This is a genomic window from Kitasatospora sp. NPDC092286, from assembly GCF_044755565.1.
Lineage (GTDB): Bacteria > Actinomycetota > Actinomycetes > Streptomycetales > Streptomycetaceae > Kitasatospora.
In genome coordinates this window covers 126535-143825 of the sequence record NZ_JBIVRD010000019.1, presented here as the reverse complement: position 1 = coordinate 143825, position 17291 = coordinate 126535, and the positions used below count along the sequence as shown (strand labels likewise).

Sequence of the window (17291 nt, the reverse complement as noted above, 5' to 3'; positions counted from 1 at the left end):
AGGGTGCGAGGATCTCCACCGCCGCCGCTACTGCTGTCCAGTACCGCCGTGGCAAACTGCGGACCGTTGTAGACGCCGTTGAAGGTGTAACCGAACTCCGCGGCCTGGCCGTGTGCCAGGAACAGGCGGGCGGCTCCGGGGCTGGATATTGCCACGTCATAATGTGCCCTCCGAAATTGGCTTCGGCACCTTTTCGAAGGGAGCCAGTACTCGCGTCCTGGCACGTCCTGCGAGCCAGGCGTGATCCGCAGGCTCGGCGGAGGCTTTTGGGAACCGGGCCGGCCGGGCAGCCCCGGCCCGAGTTGATCTGCGCCACGATCGACCACGAGACGGTCTGCCTGAACTTCGAGGTCACGGGCTCGATCACGCTGAAGAAGCGCGTCGTCACGCCCGGTCCGTACACGGTCGGGAAGACGGTGCGGTACTCCTGCACCGTCACCAACACCGGCAGCACCGAGCTGCACGGCGTGCTGGTCAACGACGACCGCGTCACCAGCGTCACCTGTGACGCGACCACGCTGGCGCCCGGGTCCGGCACCACCTGCCACGGCACGAACACGATCACCAAGGCCGACGCCGAAGCGTGCAAGAACACCAAGGGCGGCGGCGATGGCAAGGGCTGCGCCGTCACCGATGTGGCGGTGGCGACGGGGAACCGACCCGCAGGGTCACCAGGTCGTCAGTGAGCCCGCCAGGGCCATCGTCGTCGGCGAGCACCACAAGCCCCCGCACAGGACGGCACCCCGCGAAGGGCCCTCCGCCGAGGAGGGAGCCGACGGCCGGGAACAGGCCTGACGGCCGGGGAACCCCGCCCCGTAGGCCGCTCACCTCGCGCCCCGTGCCGGACGTCCGGCACGGGGCGCGCGCTGCTTCCCGGCCGGTCGGCGCGGCGGCCAGGTGGGTTCGCACTCCGGGTCATCGGCAACGACAGGCGGTCACCAGCGATACCAGCGAGCGTTGCCACCGCGGCCGGAGGCGCCGTGGACGAAGAAGCCGAGGAACCACACCACCAGGCCGGCGAGCGCCACCCACCACAGCAGGTGGATCGAGAACCCGATGCCGGCGATCAGCACGATGACGAGAAGAGCGAGCAGCAGAGCAATCATGACGGATCACCTTCCGAACCGGCACCTTCCCGGTTCGGGTACGGATCATGCGGACGGGCGCGGTTTGGAGAAGCATCAGTCCGTGGCCTTGGGATGGCCAGTTCCCGCGTAAGTGATCCAGGCAGTGCGGTTGGCGTCGTCCAGCAGGTACCGGATGCGTCCGCCGCCGGTGACCTCGTACTGCCGGCGTTCCAGTTCCTGGCCCTTGAAGATGCCGGTACCGAGCTTGCCCTTGAGGCGGTGCTGACGGTCGGGGTTGTCGGCGGCGCGGGGAGTGGCACGGATCTTCTCGAAGGCACGACGCAGGTTGCCCGCTGCCTGGCGGCCCAGGTGTTCCCAGCCGTCGGCGGCCTCGGTGTTGGCGAAACGGAGGTCGTACTCGCCGCCGATCGGCGGCGGCGCGGCCCGCTCTCCGCGCTTCGGGCTCACTCGGCGACCTCGGGCACGGGGACCGGCCCGAGGTCGCCGTCGGGCTCGCGGGTGAGGAGGGCGAGCAGGGCGGGGTCCGCGTAGATCTCGGCGCTGTGTCGCCACTGAGTGAGCAGGAGCGCGATCGGGGCCAGGTTGTCCAGGGCCACCGCGCCGCGCGCCGTGTCCACCAGCTCGGAGAGCAGGGTGTCGATGTCCTCGGTGGGCAGGAAGGTGCTCCACGGCAGGGCTTCGGGCAGTGCCTGGCGGAGGGCGGCGATGTTCTCCGTCCGCACCAGCCCGGCCAGCAGGCGCGAGGTGAAGTCCACGACCGAGGCGTCCCGCTCCATCTGGTCGACGCGCATCAGGGCGAGGTCTCCCGCGTCGCGCCGCCGCAGCCGTAGCGCGCGGACGGCGTCCAGCCTGCGCGTGGTCGCGGCGGGATGGTGGAGCAGCTCGCTGAAGGGCACGTCCTCGTAGGCCGCAGGCATGACATCCACAGTAGCTCGGATGTCGGTCGCCGGGGTGGGCGACCGCGGCCTGTTCCCGTACGCGCGGATGTTCGCTCGACGCCGTTGGGGCGTCGCGGTCGGTCACGTGGTGTCCTGGCGGGATGGTGTCAGGCCGGTGTCGGCCAGGATGAGGGTGCGGGCCTGGGCGGAGGTCAGGGGGCGGGCGAAGAGGTAGCCCTGGCCGAGGGGGCAGCCCATGGCGGCGAGCAGGTCGCGCTGGTCGGCGTTCTCGATGCCCTCGGCGATGACCTGGACGTCCAGGGTGTCGGCGATCCGGGTGATGCCCTTGACCAGGGCGTACTGTTGCGGGGACGCTCCGAGGCCGTCGATGAAGGACTTGTCGATCTTCAGGACGGAGATCGGGAACTCCCGCAGGTAGCTCAGCGAGGAGTAGCCGGTGCCGAAGTCGTCGATCGCGATGCCCACGCCCAGGTCGGTCAGGGTGCGCATGTCGGTCCTGATGCGCTCGTCGCGGCGCATCAGGACGGACTCGGTGAGCTCCAGCACCAGCGAGTGGGGGTCGATCCCGGAGGTCCGGAGGGCGCCGCGCACCACGTCCACGAAGCCCGCGTCGCGGAACTGGCGCGCCGAGACGTTGACGTTGACCCGTAGCGGGGGGAGGCCATCGGCGAGCCGCCGGTCGGAGCTGGTCCGCTGCCAGGCGGCCACCTCCTGGGCCGCGTGCTCCAGGACCCAGGCGCCGAGCGGGACGATCTGGCCGCTCTCCTCGGCGAGGGCGATGAACTCGTCCGGCAGGATCATGCCGCGGCGGGTGTGCGGCCAGCGGACCAGGGCCTCGAAGGCGACCAGGCCGCCCGTCGCCAGATCGACGATCGGCTGGTAGTACAGGGTGAAGGCGGACTCGGCGATCGCCGTGTCCAGGTTCTCGTTCAGCTCGTGCCGCTCGACCAGGCCGGTCTGTAAGGCGGGCCGGTAGTGGCACCACTGCCGCTTGCCGGCCGCCTTCGCCGAGTAGAGCGCCAGGTCCGCGTGGGTGAGCAGCTCGGCCGCGTCCACGCTGTCCTCGGTCGTCGCCACGCCGACGCTGGCGGTCACCCGGACGGCGCCCGCGCTCAGCTTGAACGGCTCCGCGAAGGCCGCCAGCACGGTGTCCGCGATCACCCCGACGTCCTCCGGGCGCAGCGCGTCCTCCACCAGCACCGCGAACTCGTCGCCACCGAGGCGGGCCGCCGTGTCGGAGGTGCGCAGCGCGGTGGAGACCCGCAGGGAGACGGCGACCAGCAGTTCGTCGCCGACCGCGTGCCCCTGGGTGTCGTTGACCACCTTGAAGTCGTCCAGGTCGACGAAGAGCACGCCGATGACCGCGCCGGTGCGTTCGCCGCGGGAGAGGGCGTGCCCGAGCCGGTCCTGGAAGAGGACGCGGTTGGCGAGACCGGTCAGCGAGTCGTGGAAGGCCCGGTGGGTGAGCTCGCGCTCCATCTGGCGCTGTTCGGTGACGTCGCGCAGGGTGAGCACCAGGCCGCCGACGGTCGGGTCGGCGCGCAGGTCGTTGCAGCGCACCTCGGCCTCGATCGGGGTGCGGTCGTGGCGCAGCAGGCGCCAGTGCTCGCGCCGCTGCTCCCGCCCGTCGGCGCCGTCCTGCCCGCGCATCCGGGCGAGCGCGTGGTCGACGGCGCGGCTGTCCTCGGGCGGGACGAGGTCGGTGATCAGGGTGCCGTCCAGGCTGGGGTAGCCGAGGACCTGCTCGGCGGACGAACTGGCGTACCGGACGCCGTCGTCGGCGTTGAGGATCAGGATGACGTCGCTGGTGCTCTGGACCAGGGTGCGGAAGTAGGCCTCGCTGTTGCGGAGGTTGATCTCCTGGCTCAGCATGACGCGTTCGACGGCCAGCGCCGCCTGGGCGGCCAGGATCTCCAGCGAGCCCCAGAGGCTGGCGAGCTCGTGCTCGGTGCCGGTGACGATGAGCGCGCCGATCAGCGGGTCGCCGGAGGGGCGTTCGGCCAGGGTGAGCGGGCAGAGCAGGGCGTACGGCATCCCGCCGAAGCGGGCCGAGAGGTCGGCGCCGATGTCGTCGACGGCGAGTAACCGGGTCTCGCGGTAGGCGGCGAGGGCCAGCACCTCGTCGGAGCCGGGGGCGGCGGGCGGGGCGAAGGGGGCGTGCCGGGTGGCGCCGCGCTCGGCGTGCCGGACGTGCAGCACGCCCGCCTCGGTGACCGCGAGCAGCGCGACGTGCCCGGCCTCGGCGGGCATCAGGGTGGAGGCGGCGGTCTGGACGGCGTCCGCGACCTCCTCGACGGTGACGGCGGCGGTCAGTGAGGCGCCGGCCTCGCGCAGCGCGCGTTCGCGGGCGATGGCCTGCCGCCGGGCGTGGACCACCACGGCGAGCCGGGCCAGCACCAGCAGGTAGAGGACGGCGGAGAACGCGCCGATGACCCCGGCGTTGCTGGTGTTGCCGTGGATCGCCTCGATGATCAGGATGGCCGGGGCGATCAGCGCGGCGAAGGTGAGCAGGGCGAGCCGGCCGGCGCTGATGTCGGGCTGCTGGCTGGGGACGGGCCTGGTCAGCTGGACCATGGACGGATGCAGGGCGGCCGCGCCCCACGCGGTGTAGAAGGCGGCCCAGCCGAGGTCCACGGGCGTGCCGATGTGCCAGCCGCCGTGCAGCTGGGTCAGCCCGTACAGCACGTCGGAGACCAGCATGCCGACGGTGCCGACGGCGAGCAGCTGGAGGGCGCGGCTGGTGCCGCCGCGTGGCACCAGCAGCCGCAGCAGCAGGGCGAGGACCACCACGTCGCCCAGCGGGTAGGCGATCGAGGTGGCCCGCTGGATCCAGGTGAGGTCGGGGTTGCGGGTGTAGGGGAGGATCAGGTAGATCCAGGAGAGCAGGGCCAGGCCCATGGTGAGGATGAGGGCGTCGAGCAGGCTGGCGCGGTCCTGATGGGCCGTCCGCCAGCGGATGAAGCCCAGCACGCCCGCGGCGTACAGCAGGTACTCGGCGAGGTAGAAGATGTCGGCGACGGAGGGGAACGGGTATCCCAGCCGCAGGAACTGCAGCTGGATCACCTGCACCACCTCGCCCGCGGTGAAGCTGAGGTTGGCGAGGGCCAGCAGGTACCAGAACCGTGCGTGCGAGGGGCGGTTGAGGCGGACGCCGACCACGATGGCCACGACGCCGCTGAGGCCGATGCCCGTCCACCAGATGATCCGCTGGGAGGGGTTGGTGTAGTAGATGCCGGTGAGCAGCACCATCCACAGCAGGTAGCAGGCCGTCAGGCGCTGTCGCCGGCGTGTCAACGAGGCTACCTCCTCCGCGACTTCACCCCGCCGAGTGGGCGGGGGACTTCGGGTGAGGGCGGGTTCGGGAGTGGGTAGAGGCATAGGGGAACGGCCCGGGGGAACGTCCGGCTGAACGGCGGTGGAAAGGCGCCGGAAAGACGGTTGGGCGTTCGAGTCGAGCGGTGGGTGCGTATAGTCAGAAATGTCGCACCTCCCAGCATTCTGCCGCCACAGCACGAGGTCAAGCCGGTGGATGAGGCACCAGACAGCGCAGAGGGCGCACGAACGGATGTGAATTCCGGTCGTCACGCCGTGCTTTGCAACAACAACGGTCAGTATGCGATCTGGCCCGGTGACTCAACGGTCCCCGGCGGCTGGCGAAGCGTGTTCGGGCCGGCCGGGCGCGCCGACTGCCGCGCGTACGTGGAGCGCGAGGCGCGGCTCGGCGGGCGGCGTGACGGGCCCTGGGGGCCCGGGCTTCCCGGGCGGGGCGGTGGCGAACCGGTGCGGGCCGGGTTCGCGGACACCGTGCACGGGCTGTTCCGCGCGCGGGCCGCCCACGACCCGGACGCGGTCGCGGTGCTCGCCGAGGACGGCGCGCTGAGCTACCGCGAACTGGACCTGCGCAGCGACCGGCTGGCCGGCGCGCTGCGGGCCCGGGGCGTCGGCGCGGAGCGGGTGGTGCCGGTCTGTCTGGAACGCGGGACGGGCCTGGTGACGGCCTGGCTGGGGGTACTGAAGGCCGGCGGGGCGTTCCTGCCCCTGGACCCGGCGCACCCGCGCCGGCGGCTCGCGCGACTCGTCGAGGACTGCGGGGCGGACGTCGTGGTGGCGGAGGCCGGCGCGTTCGGCCGGAACGGGGGGCGGGGCGGCTTCGCGGGGGCGGAGGTGCTCTCGGTGGACACGGCGGCGGCCCCGGTGGACCCCGGTGCCGGCGCGGGCCCATACGCCGCCCCGCACGCCGTCCCGTTCGTCGACGAGGCGGTGCCCGACGACCTCGCCTACCTGATCTACACCTCGGGCACCACCGGCACCCCCAAGGGCGTGGCGGTCACCCACCGTTCACTGGTCTTCACCCTGGACCGGGTGATCAACGCGTACGGTCTCACCCCGCGCGACCGGGTGCTGCAACTCGCCGCGCTCGGCTTCGACACCTCCCTGGAGCAGGTGTTCGCGACCCTGCTCAGCGGTGCCACCCTCGTCCTGGGCGGGGTCCGGACCTGGGCGCCCACCGAACTCGTCCACCGGATGGGCACCCTGGGGCTGACCGTCGCCGACCTCACCCCCGCCTACTGGCACCAGGTGCTGGAACTGCTCCCCGAGGGCGGGCCGGCCCCGGAGGGCCTGCGGCTGCTCGTGGTCGGCGGCGACACCGTGCACGCCGACGACTGCCGCAGGTGCCTGGACCGGCTGCCGGGTGTCCGGCTGGTCAACGCCTACGGCGTGACCGAGGCGGCCGTCACCTCCCTGCTCTACGAGGTCACCCCGGCCGTCCTCGACGACGCCGACGGGGCCGCAGGGACGGGCGCCGCGCCCGTCCCGATCGGCAGACCGCTGCCGGGCGTCCGGGCGCGGGTGCTGGACGCCCGGCTCAGGCCGGTGCGCCCCGGTGAGAAGGGCGAGATCCACCTCGGCGGGCCCGGCCTCGCCCGCGGCTACTGGCGGTCGCCCGTCCTCACCGCCGAGTCCTTCCTGCCCGACCCGTACGCGCCCGTCCCCGGCGAGCGGATGTACCGCACCGGCGACACCGGCCGCTGGCGCCCCGACGGCGGGCTGGAGATCCTCGGCCGCTCCGACGACCAGGTGAAGGTCCGCGGCTACCGGGTCGACCCGGCCGAGGTCGAGTCGGTGCTCGCCGCCCACCCCGAGGTCCGGCTGGCCAGGGTCGCCGCCGACCGGCACACGGACGGCGCGTACGTCCTCACCGCCTACTACACGCTCGCCGACCGGGACGGCTCCGGCTCCCGCGCGCGGCGCGACCGGATCCGCGCGTACCTGGCCGACCGGCTGCCGGACTTCATGGTCCCCGCCGAGTTCGTCCTGCTGGAAAGCATGCCGCTGACCGCCGCCGGGAAGATCGACCGCCGCCGGCTGACCGGTGGCGGACTGCGGCAGCGGCGGGGGGAGGACGGGTGGGGCGGCATCGCCGGCCGCCGCGGCGGGAACGGCGGGAGCGACCGGGACCGCGAGACCGCCGCCATCGAGACCGCGGTCGCCCCGCTCTGGTCCGAACTGCTCGGCGTCGAGGACGTCGGCCCGGCGGACGACTTCTTCGTCCTCGGCGGCAACTCGCTGCTCGCCATGGAGATGCTGGCCCGGGCCCGCATCATGTTCGGCATCGACGTCACCCGGATCCGCTTCCTCGCCCGCGCCCTGCTGCACGACGCCACCCTGCGCGCCTTCGCCGCCGCCACCCGGCGGGCGCGCTCCGGCCGCGACGGCTTCGGCGAGGCGGCCGTCGACTGGGCGGCGGAGGCCGAACTCGGCGTTCCCGTCCGGCAGTCCTGGCAGCCCGCGCCCTCCCGTGCCGAGCCGGCCGAGATCCTGCTCACCGGTGCCACCGGATTCTGCGGCGCCCACCTGCTGAACACCCTGCTGCACACCACCCGGGCCCGCGTGCACTGCCTGGTCCGCGCACCCGACGAGGAGCACGCGCTGGAACGCATCCGCGCCGCGCAGCAGCGCTTCCTGCGGCACGACCTCGCGGACCCGAGGGTCGTCCCGCTGGTCGGCGACCTCGCCGAACCGCTCCTCGGCCTGACGAGGAGCCGCTTCGAGCGCCTGGCCCAGAGTCTGGACGCCATCCACCACCTCGGCGGCCAGGTCAACTTCATCTACCCCTACCGCCAGCTGCGCGCTCCCAACGTGGGCGGCACCCGCGAGATCGTCCGGCTGGCCGGCCACACGCGCGGCATCCCCGTCCACTATCTGTCCACCCTCGCCGTCCTGGCCGGGTTCGGCGCGGCGGGCGTCGGCGAGGTCTCCGAACGGACGCCGCTCGCCCACCCCGACCGGCTGGCGGTCGGCTACGTGCAGAGCAAGTGGGTCGCGGAGCAGGTGCTGCACAACGCGGCGGCGGCCGGGCTGCCGGTCACCGTGCTGCGCACCAACGACGTCACGGGGGACCTCGCGACGGGTGTGATGAACACCGGGACGGAGATCTGCGCGCTGATCAAGTACATCGCGGACACCGGGAGTTGCCCGGACGTCCGGTTGCCGCTCGACTTCGTCCCGGCCGACCGCTTCGGCCGCGCCGTCGCCCACATCGCCGCCCACGCCCCGGCGGAGGGCGAGGTGTACCACGTGACCTCGCCGCTCCCGGCCGATCCGGCGGACCTCGCGGAGCGCCTGCGGGCGCACGGGTACGCGGTGGACGAAGTCCCGTACGGGGACTGGGTGCGGGGCCTGGTCCGCTTCGCGGCGGGCCACCCGACCCACCCGATGACCCCGTTCGTCCCGCTCTTCGTCGACCGCGGCCCGGGGACCGAACTCTCCATCAGTGAAATGTACTTCCGGCCGACGTTCCCGCTCTTCGACCGGTCCAACACGGAGCGGGCGCTGGCCGGCAGCGGCATCGAGCTGCCGCCGGTGGACGAGGAGCTGATCGACCACTACCTGCGACGGCTGACGGTGGAGGGCTTCCTCCTTCCGCCGGCCCGGGCGGTCCGGCGGTGAGCGATCGCGGCGGGTGCGGCGGTCGCGGCGGTGAACGAGTACGGCGGTGAACGGGTGATGCCGTGGTGAACGGGCGTGCGGGGGCGGCCGGATGAGCGAGATGAGCGAGGTGTTCGCGGGGCTGGACGTGGCGCGGGCGCCGGCCGGCGGGCCGGCCGCGTTCGGGGCGGGGCTGGACGCCGAGGTGCTGTTCGACGCCTACCGGCACGGGCTCTTCCCGCTGCCGGCCGTCGACGACTACACGATCGCCTTCAACGAGGCCCGGTTCGAAGACGCCGTGGCGGCGGGGGAGGTGGCGCTGCTGCCCGCCACCGGGGGCGGGGGAGGCGTCGGCGCGGATCCGTACGCGCTCGCGTGGTGGTCCCCCGATCCGCGGCCGGTGATCGCGCCGGACGGCGTGCGGCTCGGGAGCCGGTTCGCCCGGCGGTTGCGGAACGGCCTGGACTGGTGGACCAGCGCGGACCGGGCGTTCGAGTCCGTCCTCGCCGGCTGCGCCGAAGGCCGCCGACCGGCCTGGCTCACACGTGAGTTGCGGGCCGCGCTGGTAGGGCTGCACGAGCGCGGCGCGGCGCACAGCGCGGAGGTGTGGGAGGACGGGGAGCTGATCGGCGGTGTCTTCGGTGTCGCCGCGGGCCCCGTCCTCAGCCTCGACTCGATGTTCCACCGCCGCTCCGGTGCCGCCAGGGTCGCCGTCGCCGATCTCGCGGCCCGCTTCGCCGCCGCGGGCGGCCGGCTGCTGGACGCCCAGTGGGACAGCCCGCACGTCCGCAGTCTCGGCGCCGTCCCGATGCCCCGGGCCCGTTATCTCGCGGAGCTGGCCGGGCCACCCGCACCGCGCCCGCTGCCGGCCGGACCGCTCCCGGCGGCCCGGCTGGGGTGAGGACGGGCCGGCTGTCCGGCCCGGCGGCCCGGCGGCTCAGCCCTCCCCGCGCCGCTCCTCCAGCAGACCGAGCAGCCTGGCCACCTCGTGGTCCACGTTGACGTGCTTGTCGTCGACGAACGGCAGCAGGATCCCCTTGCCTCTGTGCGGGTACGCGTAGGTGAAGAAGTCCGGCGCGCCCTTGCCGAGGCCCGAGTTGGGGTTCGGCACCTTGCGGAACTCCTTGATGTCCGCCCAGGCGAGCCGGCGCCGGCGGACGATGCCGCGGACCCGGACGCCCTCCTCGGTGACCAGGGTCGCGGCGCGCGCGGCCGAGATGATCAGCAGGAACAGCAGGCCCAGGATGATCAGCGTGCCGGCGGTCTTCGTCGAGGAGGCGAACTCCTGGTCGGCCCAGAGCGGTACCAGCGCGCCGCCGGAGGCCAGCAGGATGGTGAACGCGAAGCCCCCGATCCGCATGGTGGCCACCCGGTACTCGTGCGGAAGCCGAAGCTGTTCGGAACTCATGCCGCCCCCTGACGAAGGTCATCCCCGGTAATCGACCGGTTCCGCAGTGTAAGGGCTTCGGGGTGCCCGCCGATAGGCTTGAGGAGGACCGGATGTGACGGTACGTCAATTTCGCCGCCACGCTCGGTGAGGTTTGCCGGGGGTGGGGCCGGGCAATCAGCCGGGCATGTTGTCTGTGGTGGTGGCGCCCTGGGAAGGGGAGCCGGTGTTCGTCCGGGCTCCCGACGAACCGCACGACGCGGCGAGCACGATGAAGGTGGCCGTGCTCGCGGCGCTGCACCGGAGCGGGGCCGACCTGGACGCCGAGGTGCCGGTGGTGAACCGCTTCGTCTCCGTGGCGGGCGGCGAGTTCGCCAACGACCCCGGCTGGGACAGCGATCCGGAGCCGTGGGCGCTGCTCGGCGGGACGGCACCGCTGCGGCTGCTCGCCGAGCGGATGATCACCCACTCCTCCAACCTCGCCACCAACCTCTGCCTCGCCCGGGTCGGGCACCCGGCGGTCGCCGAGGTCTGGCGCCGCGCGGGCGCCACCCGCAGTGCCAGCCCGCGCGGGATCGAGGACTACCCGGCACGCGACCAGGGCGTGCACAACCGGGTGAGCGCGCTGGACCTGGTGCGGCTGCTGCGCTCGCTGGCGGGGGAGCCGGAGCTGCTGGCGCTGCTGGAGCGCAACGCGTTCCGGGTGGACCTGGCGGCCGGGCTGCCGCCGGGGACGAGGATCGCGTTCAAGAACGGGTGGTCCCCCGGGGTCCGGCACGGCGTCGGCCTCGTCCACCCCGGGGACTGCCCGCCGTACCTGCTCGCCGTCTGCTACACCGGGCCGCTGGCCTCGGGCGAGGACGAGACGGCGGCGGATCCGGCGGCCCGGCTGCTGGCCCGGATCTCGGCGGCGGTCTGGGAACGGCGCCGGGAGATCGCCCGGTAGGCGGCCTGGCCCGCCGCCGTTCCGGCCCGGCCCCGGACGCACGCGACCCCGCGCGGGCAGCGGCCCGTGCGGGGTCGAGACGAACGGCCGGACGGCGGCCGTCAGTACGGCTTGACCAGGACGTGCGCGGCGCCCGGGATACCGACCTTCAGCAGTTCGTCCTCCTCCGGGGTGGTCGGCGTGCCGGTCTCCTGCTTGAGGACGGCCCGCGACATCGCCTGCACCCACATCGCACGCGGGCGGCGGCGCTCCTCCCAGGCAGCGAGCGCCGCGGCCACGTCCTCGGTGGCGTCCAGGCTCTCGGCCAGCACCAGCGCGTCCTCGACCGCCATGGCCGCGCCCTGGGCGAGGTGCGGGGTGCTGGCGTGCGCGGCGTCACCGGCCAGGACCACCCGGCCGACGTGCCACGGCTCCTCCACCGTGACCTGCGAGATGCGCGAGTAGACCACCGCCGACGGGTCGGTGACCAGGGTCAGCGCCTCGGCGACCGGGCCGCCGAAGCCGGCCAGCCGCTCGGCCAGCTGCTCGTGGGCGCGCTCCGGGTCCGGGCGGAAGTCCTCGGCCTCGGCGAACACCGAGCCCAGGTACATCAGTTCCTCGGTGATCGGGGTGAGCAGCGCCTTCGCCTTGAGATTCCCGGTGGACATCACCACACCCTGCACCTCGGGCGAACGCGGCAGCGTCACCCGCCAGTTGGCGAAGCCGGTGTACTCGGGCGCGTACGCGTCTCCGTACAGGCGCTTGCGCAGCGGCGAGCCGATGCCGTCGAAGCCGACCACCAGGTCGTACCGGCCGCTGTGGCCGTCGGTCAGGGTGACGTCCACGCCCTGTCCGTCGTCGGCGAGTTCGGCGATCGTGGCGCCGAAGCGCACGGACGCGCCGGCCGCGGTGGCGGCGTCGCTCAGCACCCTGGCCAGGGCGGGCCGCGGGATGCCGTTGTTGGAGGGGGCGTCGCCCATCCGGGGCTGCGGGATCTTGGCGAGCGTGGTGCCGGCCGGGTCGCAGATGGTCAGCACCTCCCACTCGAAGCCGGCCGCCAGGCACGCGTCCAGCACGCCGATCTCGCGCATCACGTGCAGCGCGTTGGACGGCTGGATGATGCCGACGCCGAGCGCCTCCAGCTCGTCGCGTAGCTCGGCCACGTCGACCTGGTGGCCGCGCCGGGCGAGGGCGGTGGCCAGGGTCAGGCCGCCGATGCCGCCGCCGTGGATCAGTACGCGCAGGGGTGAGGTCATGACGGGGTTCTCCCGGGGAGGTCGGTACAGGAACGTCGGTGCAGGAAACAGGGGAGGGAGGGCGCGGGGCCGGTCAGCCGACGGGCGCGGCCCGGACGGCGGAGAGGTCCATCAGGTGGTCGACCAGGGCCAGCAGCAGATCCCGGCCGAACGAGCGCTCCCGCACGTCGCCGAGCAGCATCGGCACCTGCGGGTCGAGGTCGAGGGCGGCCCGGATCTCGTCCGGCGTCCGGGTGTTGTGCGCGTGGAAGCAGTTGATCGCCACCACGAACGGGATGCCGCGGCTCTCGAAGAAGTCGATCGAGGCGAAGCTGGTGTCCAGCCGGCGGGTGTCGGCGATGACGATCCCGCCGAGCGCGCCGTTCACCAGGTCGTTCCACATGAACCAGAAGCGCTCCTGCCCGGGCGTGCCGAACAGGTAGACGACGAGGTCCGCGTTGACGGTGATCCGGCCGAAGTCCAGGGCGACGGTGGTGGTGTTCTTGCTGTCCACGCCGGACAGGTCGTCCACCCCCACGCTCGCGCGGGTGAGCAACTCCTCGGTGCGCAGCGGCGCGACCTCGCTGACCGAGCCGACCAGGGTGGTCTTGCCGACGCCGAAGCCGCCCGCGATCAGGATCTTCACGGCGGCGGGCGCGGCGGGGGGAGCGGGCGGGGTTGGTGCGGTTGGTGCCATGGTTCAGAGTCTCCGGAGTCCTTCGCGTACGGCCGTCAGCAGACCGAGGTCAACGCCCCCGCTCGCCCGGGCCACCGAGAGCGGCGCCCGGGCCAGCAGCAGGCCCTGGGAGATCAGGTCGTCCAAGAGGATCTTGGTGACCGAGACCGGCAGGTCCAGCCCGGCCGCCACCTCGGCGACGGCGGCCGGACGGCGGCACTGGTTCAGGATCATCCGGTGCTCGGGCTGGAGGTTGCGCGGCCCGGACCGGGAACCCCGGGCCAGGGCCACGCGGGCCTCCTCCTCGACCGTGGTCAGCACCGTGATCAGTGTGAGGTTGTCGCGCTCGGGTGCGGTGCGGCCGCGGGTGATGGTGTACGGGCGCACCATCGATCCCGAGCCGTCGTCCTCGTCCTCGTCGGACACCTCGCTCCAGTGGGGCCTCACCGCGCGATCACCCGCGGCCGGCGTGTGTGCTGCGGGCGGCGAACGCGTCGAACTCGCTGCGCGCGGGGGTGCTCATCTTCTGGCCGACCTGCTGCACCAGGGTGTGCATGGCCACCGACATCACCTCGGCGTCCACCTCCTGGGAGGCGATCACGGCCAGGTGGGTGCCCTGGGCGGCGGCGATGATGAACAGCCAGACCTCGGCCAGCTCGACGATCACCTGGTGCACCGGACCGCCGTCGAACAGGGCGCCGACACCCCGGGCGAGGCTCTGCTGGCCGGTGGCGACGGCCGCCAGGCGCTCGGCGTCGGCCCGGTCGATGCTCCGGGAGTGGCTGACGACCAGGCCGTCGTCGGAGAGCAGGACGGCGTTCCTGGTTCCGGGCACCGAGTCGACGAGTCCGTCCAGCAGCCAGTCCAGGTCCTGGTGGGTGGCGATCGTACGGTTCATCACTGGTCATCCGTCCTAGTGGTTCGGGAATCCGCGGCGGGGAGGGCCCAGGGGGACGGGCCCGACGCGGGAGTCGGGGGACCGGCGGCTGCGGTGGGGGACGCCGGGTGTGCGGTGGCGGCGGGCAGCCGGTGCTGCCCGGAGTCCTGGTCACCGTCCTGGCCGCGGGCGGCGCGGGACTGGCGCTGGAAGGCGCCGATCGCGGCGCCCGAGCGGCGCACCGGGCGCGGGCCCGTCCTCGGGGGCCCGTCCTGCCGGTGCGGCTGCTCGGCGGCCGCACCGAAGCCGCCCGGCGCGCCGGGGGCGTCGGGCCGCGGCGGCACCCGCAGCTCGGCGGCCAGGCTGGCCTGGCGGACACGCTGCGGCAGCGGCGGCTGCTCGCCGGTGGGCTCGCTGACCGGCACCGAGGAGGCGTACTCGCGGCGCTCGGCGAGCCGGTAGTGGTCGGCCGGGCGGTACTGCTCGTCGGCGTACGGGGCCTCGGCCGGCGTCACCGTGGCGTAGGCGATGTCCGGGTAGGCGGGGGTGTCGTACCCCTGCTTGTCGTACGCCGCGGAGCCGTGGGCGGGGTTGTCGTACGCCGGGTTGTCGTACGTCGGGGAGTCGTACCCCGTCGCGCTGTACCGGGGGGTGCCGTACCCCGGGGTGGTGTGGTCGCCGTACCCGGTCTGGGCCGAGCCGTACGACTGCGCGCCGTGCTGCTCCATCCCGTACCCGGGGCCGCCGTGGGCGGAGGCGCCGGACGGCTGGAAGCCCGGGAAACCGTGCGCGGCCGTGCCGTCCGCCGGGGAGCTGTGCTCGACCGGCTGGTCGGTCTCCAGCGGCTGGATGTACTCGACGTGCGCGAACGCCTCGACGGGGGTCGGCGCCGAGCCGGGCAGCAGGGCCTGCACGGTCTCGTCGTCCAGGCCGTTCAGGCTGTCCTGGTTGTTCAGATCGTCCAGGCCGTCCGAGCCGTTCAGGTCGTTCAGGTCGGCGATGCCGGCCGCGTGGTCCGGGCCGTCCGCGGGCTCGCTCGCCGCGGTCAGCGCGGTGAGCGCCGCCTTGCGCGAGCGCCGGGCGAGCGGGATCGGCTCGACGGGCGTCGCGTCCGGCAGCCCGGCGTCGCCGTCGATCACCAGTTCCTCCGGGACGAGCACGACCACCCGGGTGCCGCCGAAGGCCGACGGCCGGAACTCGATCCGCAGCCCGGTGTTGGCGGCCAGCCGCGCGACCACGTAGAAGCCGAGGCGGATGTCGTCCGCCCGGGCCAGCACGTCCATCCGGGGCGGACTGCTCATCAGCTCGTTGGCCGCGTCGTACTGCTCGGGGTCCATGCCGAGCCCGCGGTCCTCGATCTCCACCGCGAGGCCGCGGCCGACCATGGCGGCCCGGACCTCCACCGGCGTGGGCGGCTTGGAGAAGGTCGCCGCGTTCTCCATCAGCTCGGCGATCACGTGCGCGACCGAGCCGACGGCCCGCTCGGAGAGCCACGGGTGGCCCTCCACGTCCAGCATGATCCGCCGGTAGTCCTGCACCTCGCTCTGCGCGGCGCGCAGCACGTCCAGCAGCGGGACGGGCTTGCGCCAGCGCCGCTGCGGCTGGCCGCCGGCGAGGATGACCAGGTTCTCCTCGTAGCGCCGCAGACGGGCGGTGAGGTGGTCGAGGTCGAAGAGGCCCTCCAGGACCTCCGGGTCCTCGTGCTTGCGCTCCAGCTCGTCCAGCTTGCGGAGCTGCTGACCGATCAGCAGCTGGGTGCGGCGGGCGATGCGCTGCAGCAGCCGTTCGAAGCCGCGGTGCTGCTCGGCCTGCCGCACGGAGGTCTCCAGCGCGGAGGTCCGGGCCAGGTTGAGCGCATGGCCGAGGCGGGCCAGCTCGTCGGTGCCGTTGCCGTGCGGGCCGGCGGTGATGGCGTGGGTCTCGGCCTCGACGTCCACCTGCTCGCCGCGCGACAGACGCTCCACCACCTCGGGGAGGGTGCGCTCCAGCTCCTGCGCCTGGGTGTGCAGCTCCTGGATGCGGCGGCGCAGCGACCGGGTCAGGCGCCAGGTGGTCAGGATCACCGCGATGACCGCGACCAGGCCGATGAGGCTGGTCAGCACGACCTTGGTGAGCAGCGAGAGGAAGGAGTCCTTGCCGACCTCGACGATGCCGTCGGTGCGGGCCTCGATCGCCTTCACCAGCTGCGGGTTGAGCTGGTCCAGGGCCTGGCGCCACTGGTCCTGCGACGCGGGGAGTCTGACCGTCCCGCCGGACTCCGGCGTGGTCGGCTTGGTCAGGGCCTGCTCGACGGTGTCCTTGGCCTGCCAGGCGGGGCTGTTCATCAGCTCCTGCCAGGCCTGGTCCTCACCGGCGGGGATGTACGGCACGACCTGCACGCCGAACAGGTGCTGCTGCGCGCCGATGGACTGCTGGACCTGCTGGTAGTCGGCGACGCTCAGCCGCCCGGACGGCCAGCCGCGGGCCAGGATGGCATCCTCGCGGGCCAGCATCTCCTTGGCCCAGAAGGCGTTCACCAGGGTCTTGGAGATCCAGGTGACCTCGCCGTTGTCGACGTGGCTGAGCGCGGTGAACAGCCGCAGGTCCACGGCGATCAGGTCGGTGTAGTACGTGAAGACCGTCTGCTGGTCGGTGGCGGCGCGGTCGACCGCGGCGCGCTGCTCGGCCAGCTTGCCCATCGCCTGGCGCGCCTCGGTGACGGCGCTGAGCACCTCGGCGGGCGCGCTGTCGGCGGTCTCGCCGGAGAGCGCCTGGAACTGGCGCACGGCGTCGTCGGTCAGCGCGCGCTGGCGGCGCAGCGCGTCGGTGACGCTGCCGGGCCGGGCGAGCGCCTCGGCGCTGAGCCGGCGCTCCTCCTGGAGGTTGTAGTAGACGATGTTGGAGGGCTTCCCGGCCTTCTGTGCCAGCAGGCCCTGGGCCGCCTGGCGCTGGAAGTCGAGGAAGGTCTCGCCGCTGGTCCCGGCCCAGAGGGCGACGAGGGAGAGGCTGGGGACGATGGCCAGGACGAGCAGAGCCGTCCGCAGTGACAGGCGCGGACGCCTGCGGGGGGCCTTCGGCGTCGGGGGCCGCCGATTCGCACGCGCGCGCAGAGCTGACTCCTTGGGACTGGCGGCCGACCCTTCCGGGCCGAACCGTCCGGGGGGCACGGGCTTTGACGAAGCGATACTAGTCATACGGTGTGATGGGAGTGAAAACTCGTTCGCCGCCTGGACGGTGGCCGCACACCGACTGAACACAACGTCACCGGTCGGTTGACGGTTGGTGGTCGAAGCAT

General features: G+C 73.2%; 14 protein-coding genes. 4 read left to right on the top strand and 10 right to left on the bottom strand.

Going from position 1 to position 17291, the window contains the following annotated elements; all coding sequences use genetic code 11:
- Positions 1 to 266: 266 nt before the first annotated feature.
- Positions 267 to 686: a hypothetical protein gene (locus ACIQIB_RS20950; RefSeq protein WP_400759620.1), complete on the top strand. Its 420-nt coding sequence runs from the start codon at positions 267 to 269 to the stop codon at positions 684 to 686.
- 249 nt (positions 687 to 935) lie between these two features.
- On the opposite strand, the gene ACIQIB_RS20945 is transcribed toward ACIQIB_RS20950, so the two are convergent.
- The 4 genes from ACIQIB_RS20945 to ACIQIB_RS20930 form a co-directional block, all read right to left on the bottom strand.
- Positions 936 to 1106 (bottom strand): hydrophobic protein, encoded by a 171-nt coding sequence (locus ACIQIB_RS20945; protein WP_363604414.1) that lies wholly within the window; start codon positions 1104 to 1106, stop codon positions 936 to 938.
- 75 nt (positions 1107 to 1181) lie between these two features.
- On the bottom strand, positions 1182 to 1535 hold the full coding sequence (locus tag ACIQIB_RS20940; protein ID WP_363604416.1) for a hypothetical protein: 354 nt from the start codon (positions 1533 to 1535) through the stop codon (positions 1182 to 1184).
- Entirely contained in the window at positions 1532 to 2005 is a 474-nt protein-coding gene (locus ACIQIB_RS20935) for a hypothetical protein (RefSeq protein ID WP_363604417.1), read from the bottom strand. The genes ACIQIB_RS20940 and ACIQIB_RS20935 overlap by 4 nt, the downstream gene beginning before the upstream one ends.
- A gap of 102 nt (positions 2006 to 2107) precedes the next feature.
- Positions 2108 to 5281 carry a putative bifunctional diguanylate cyclase/phosphodiesterase gene (locus ACIQIB_RS20930; protein WP_400759618.1) on the bottom strand — a complete coding sequence of 1058 codons (3174 nt, stop codon included), beginning with the start codon at positions 5279 to 5281 and terminating at the stop codon, positions 2108 to 2110.
- Positions 5282 to 5449: 168 nt separating this feature from the next.
- Between ACIQIB_RS20930 and ACIQIB_RS20925 the strand changes: the two genes are divergently transcribed.
- Together ACIQIB_RS20925 and ACIQIB_RS20920 are read left to right on the top strand one after the other, a co-directional pair.
- Positions 5450 to 8938: an amino acid adenylation domain-containing protein gene (locus ACIQIB_RS20925; protein WP_400759616.1), complete on the top strand. Its 3489-nt coding sequence runs from the start codon at positions 5450 to 5452 to the stop codon at positions 8936 to 8938.
- A 91-nt stretch (positions 8939 to 9029) separates the two neighbouring features.
- Entirely contained in the window at positions 9030 to 9818 is a 789-nt protein-coding gene (locus ACIQIB_RS20920) for a leucyl/phenylalanyl-tRNA--protein transferase (RefSeq protein WP_363604423.1), read from the top strand.
- Between the two features lie 36 nt (positions 9819 to 9854).
- On the opposite strand, the gene ACIQIB_RS20915 is transcribed toward ACIQIB_RS20920, so the two are convergent.
- Positions 9855 to 10325 carry a PH domain-containing protein gene (locus tag ACIQIB_RS20915; RefSeq protein ID WP_363604425.1) on the bottom strand — a complete coding sequence of 157 codons (471 nt, stop codon included), beginning with the start codon at positions 10323 to 10325 and terminating at the stop codon, positions 9855 to 9857.
- 166 nt (positions 10326 to 10491) lie between these two features.
- On the opposite strand from ACIQIB_RS20915, the gene ACIQIB_RS20910 reads away from it, so the two are divergent.
- Positions 10492 to 11250 carry a serine hydrolase gene (locus ACIQIB_RS20910; RefSeq protein WP_363604427.1) on the top strand — a complete coding sequence of 253 codons (759 nt, stop codon included), beginning with the start codon at positions 10492 to 10494 and terminating at the stop codon, positions 11248 to 11250.
- 101 nt (positions 11251 to 11351) lie between these two features.
- On the opposite strand, the gene ACIQIB_RS20905 is transcribed toward ACIQIB_RS20910, so the two are convergent.
- The 5 genes from ACIQIB_RS20905 to ACIQIB_RS20885 form a co-directional block, all read right to left on the bottom strand.
- Positions 11352 to 12485 carry an FAD-dependent monooxygenase gene (locus ACIQIB_RS20905; RefSeq protein ID WP_363604429.1) on the bottom strand — a complete coding sequence of 378 codons (1134 nt, stop codon included), beginning with the start codon at positions 12483 to 12485 and terminating at the stop codon, positions 11352 to 11354.
- Between the two features lie 73 nt (positions 12486 to 12558).
- Positions 12559 to 13161, bottom strand: coding sequence for an ATP/GTP-binding protein (locus ACIQIB_RS20900; protein ID WP_363604431.1), 603 nt, complete (start codon positions 13159 to 13161; stop codon positions 12559 to 12561).
- Positions 13162 to 13164: 3 nt separating this feature from the next.
- Positions 13165 to 13587 carry a DUF742 domain-containing protein gene (locus ACIQIB_RS20895; protein WP_400649977.1) on the bottom strand — a complete coding sequence of 141 codons (423 nt, stop codon included), beginning with the start codon at positions 13585 to 13587 and terminating at the stop codon, positions 13165 to 13167.
- A gap of 7 nt (positions 13588 to 13594) precedes the next feature.
- On the bottom strand, positions 13595 to 14038 hold the full coding sequence (locus ACIQIB_RS20890) for a roadblock/LC7 domain-containing protein (protein WP_363604433.1): 444 nt from the start codon (positions 14036 to 14038) through the stop codon (positions 13595 to 13597).
- Positions 14038 to 17190, bottom strand: coding sequence for a nitrate- and nitrite sensing domain-containing protein (locus ACIQIB_RS20885; protein WP_400759612.1), 3153 nt, complete (start codon positions 17188 to 17190; stop codon positions 14038 to 14040). Before ACIQIB_RS20885 ends, ACIQIB_RS20890 begins: the two co-directional genes overlap by 1 nt.
- Positions 17191 to 17291: the final 101 nt, after the last annotated feature.

Excerpts from the sequence above, each read along its gene's own strand:
- ACIQIB_RS20905 (WP_363604429.1), bottom strand. The coding sequence starts at position 12,485 with ATGACCTCACCCCTGCGCGTACTGATCCACGGCGGCGGCATCGGCGGC.
- ACIQIB_RS20885 (WP_400759612.1), bottom strand. The coding sequence starts at position 17,190 with ATGACTAGTATCGCTTCGTCAAAGCCCGTGCCCCCCGGACGGTTCGGC.
- ACIQIB_RS20890 (WP_363604433.1), bottom strand. The coding sequence starts at position 14,038 with ATGAACCGTACGATCGCCACCCACCAGGACCTGGACTGGCTGCTGGAC.
- ACIQIB_RS20920 (WP_363604423.1), top strand. The coding sequence starts at position 9,030 with ATGAGCGAGATGAGCGAGGTGTTCGCGGGGCTGGACGTGGCGCGGGCG.
- ACIQIB_RS20900 (WP_363604431.1), bottom strand. The coding sequence starts at position 13,161 with ATGGCACCAACCGCACCAACCCCGCCCGCTCCCCCCGCCGCGCCCGCC.
- ACIQIB_RS20945 (WP_363604414.1), bottom strand. The coding sequence starts at position 1,106 with ATGATTGCTCTGCTGCTCGCTCTTCTCGTCATCGTGCTGATCGCCGGC.
- ACIQIB_RS20935 (WP_363604417.1), bottom strand. The coding sequence starts at position 2,005 with ATGCCTGCGGCCTACGAGGACGTGCCCTTCAGCGAGCTGCTCCACCAT.
- ACIQIB_RS20915 (WP_363604425.1), bottom strand. The coding sequence starts at position 10,325 with ATGAGTTCCGAACAGCTTCGGCTTCCGCACGAGTACCGGGTGGCCACC.
- ACIQIB_RS20910 (WP_363604427.1), top strand. The coding sequence starts at position 10,492 with ATGTTGTCTGTGGTGGTGGCGCCCTGGGAAGGGGAGCCGGTGTTCGTC.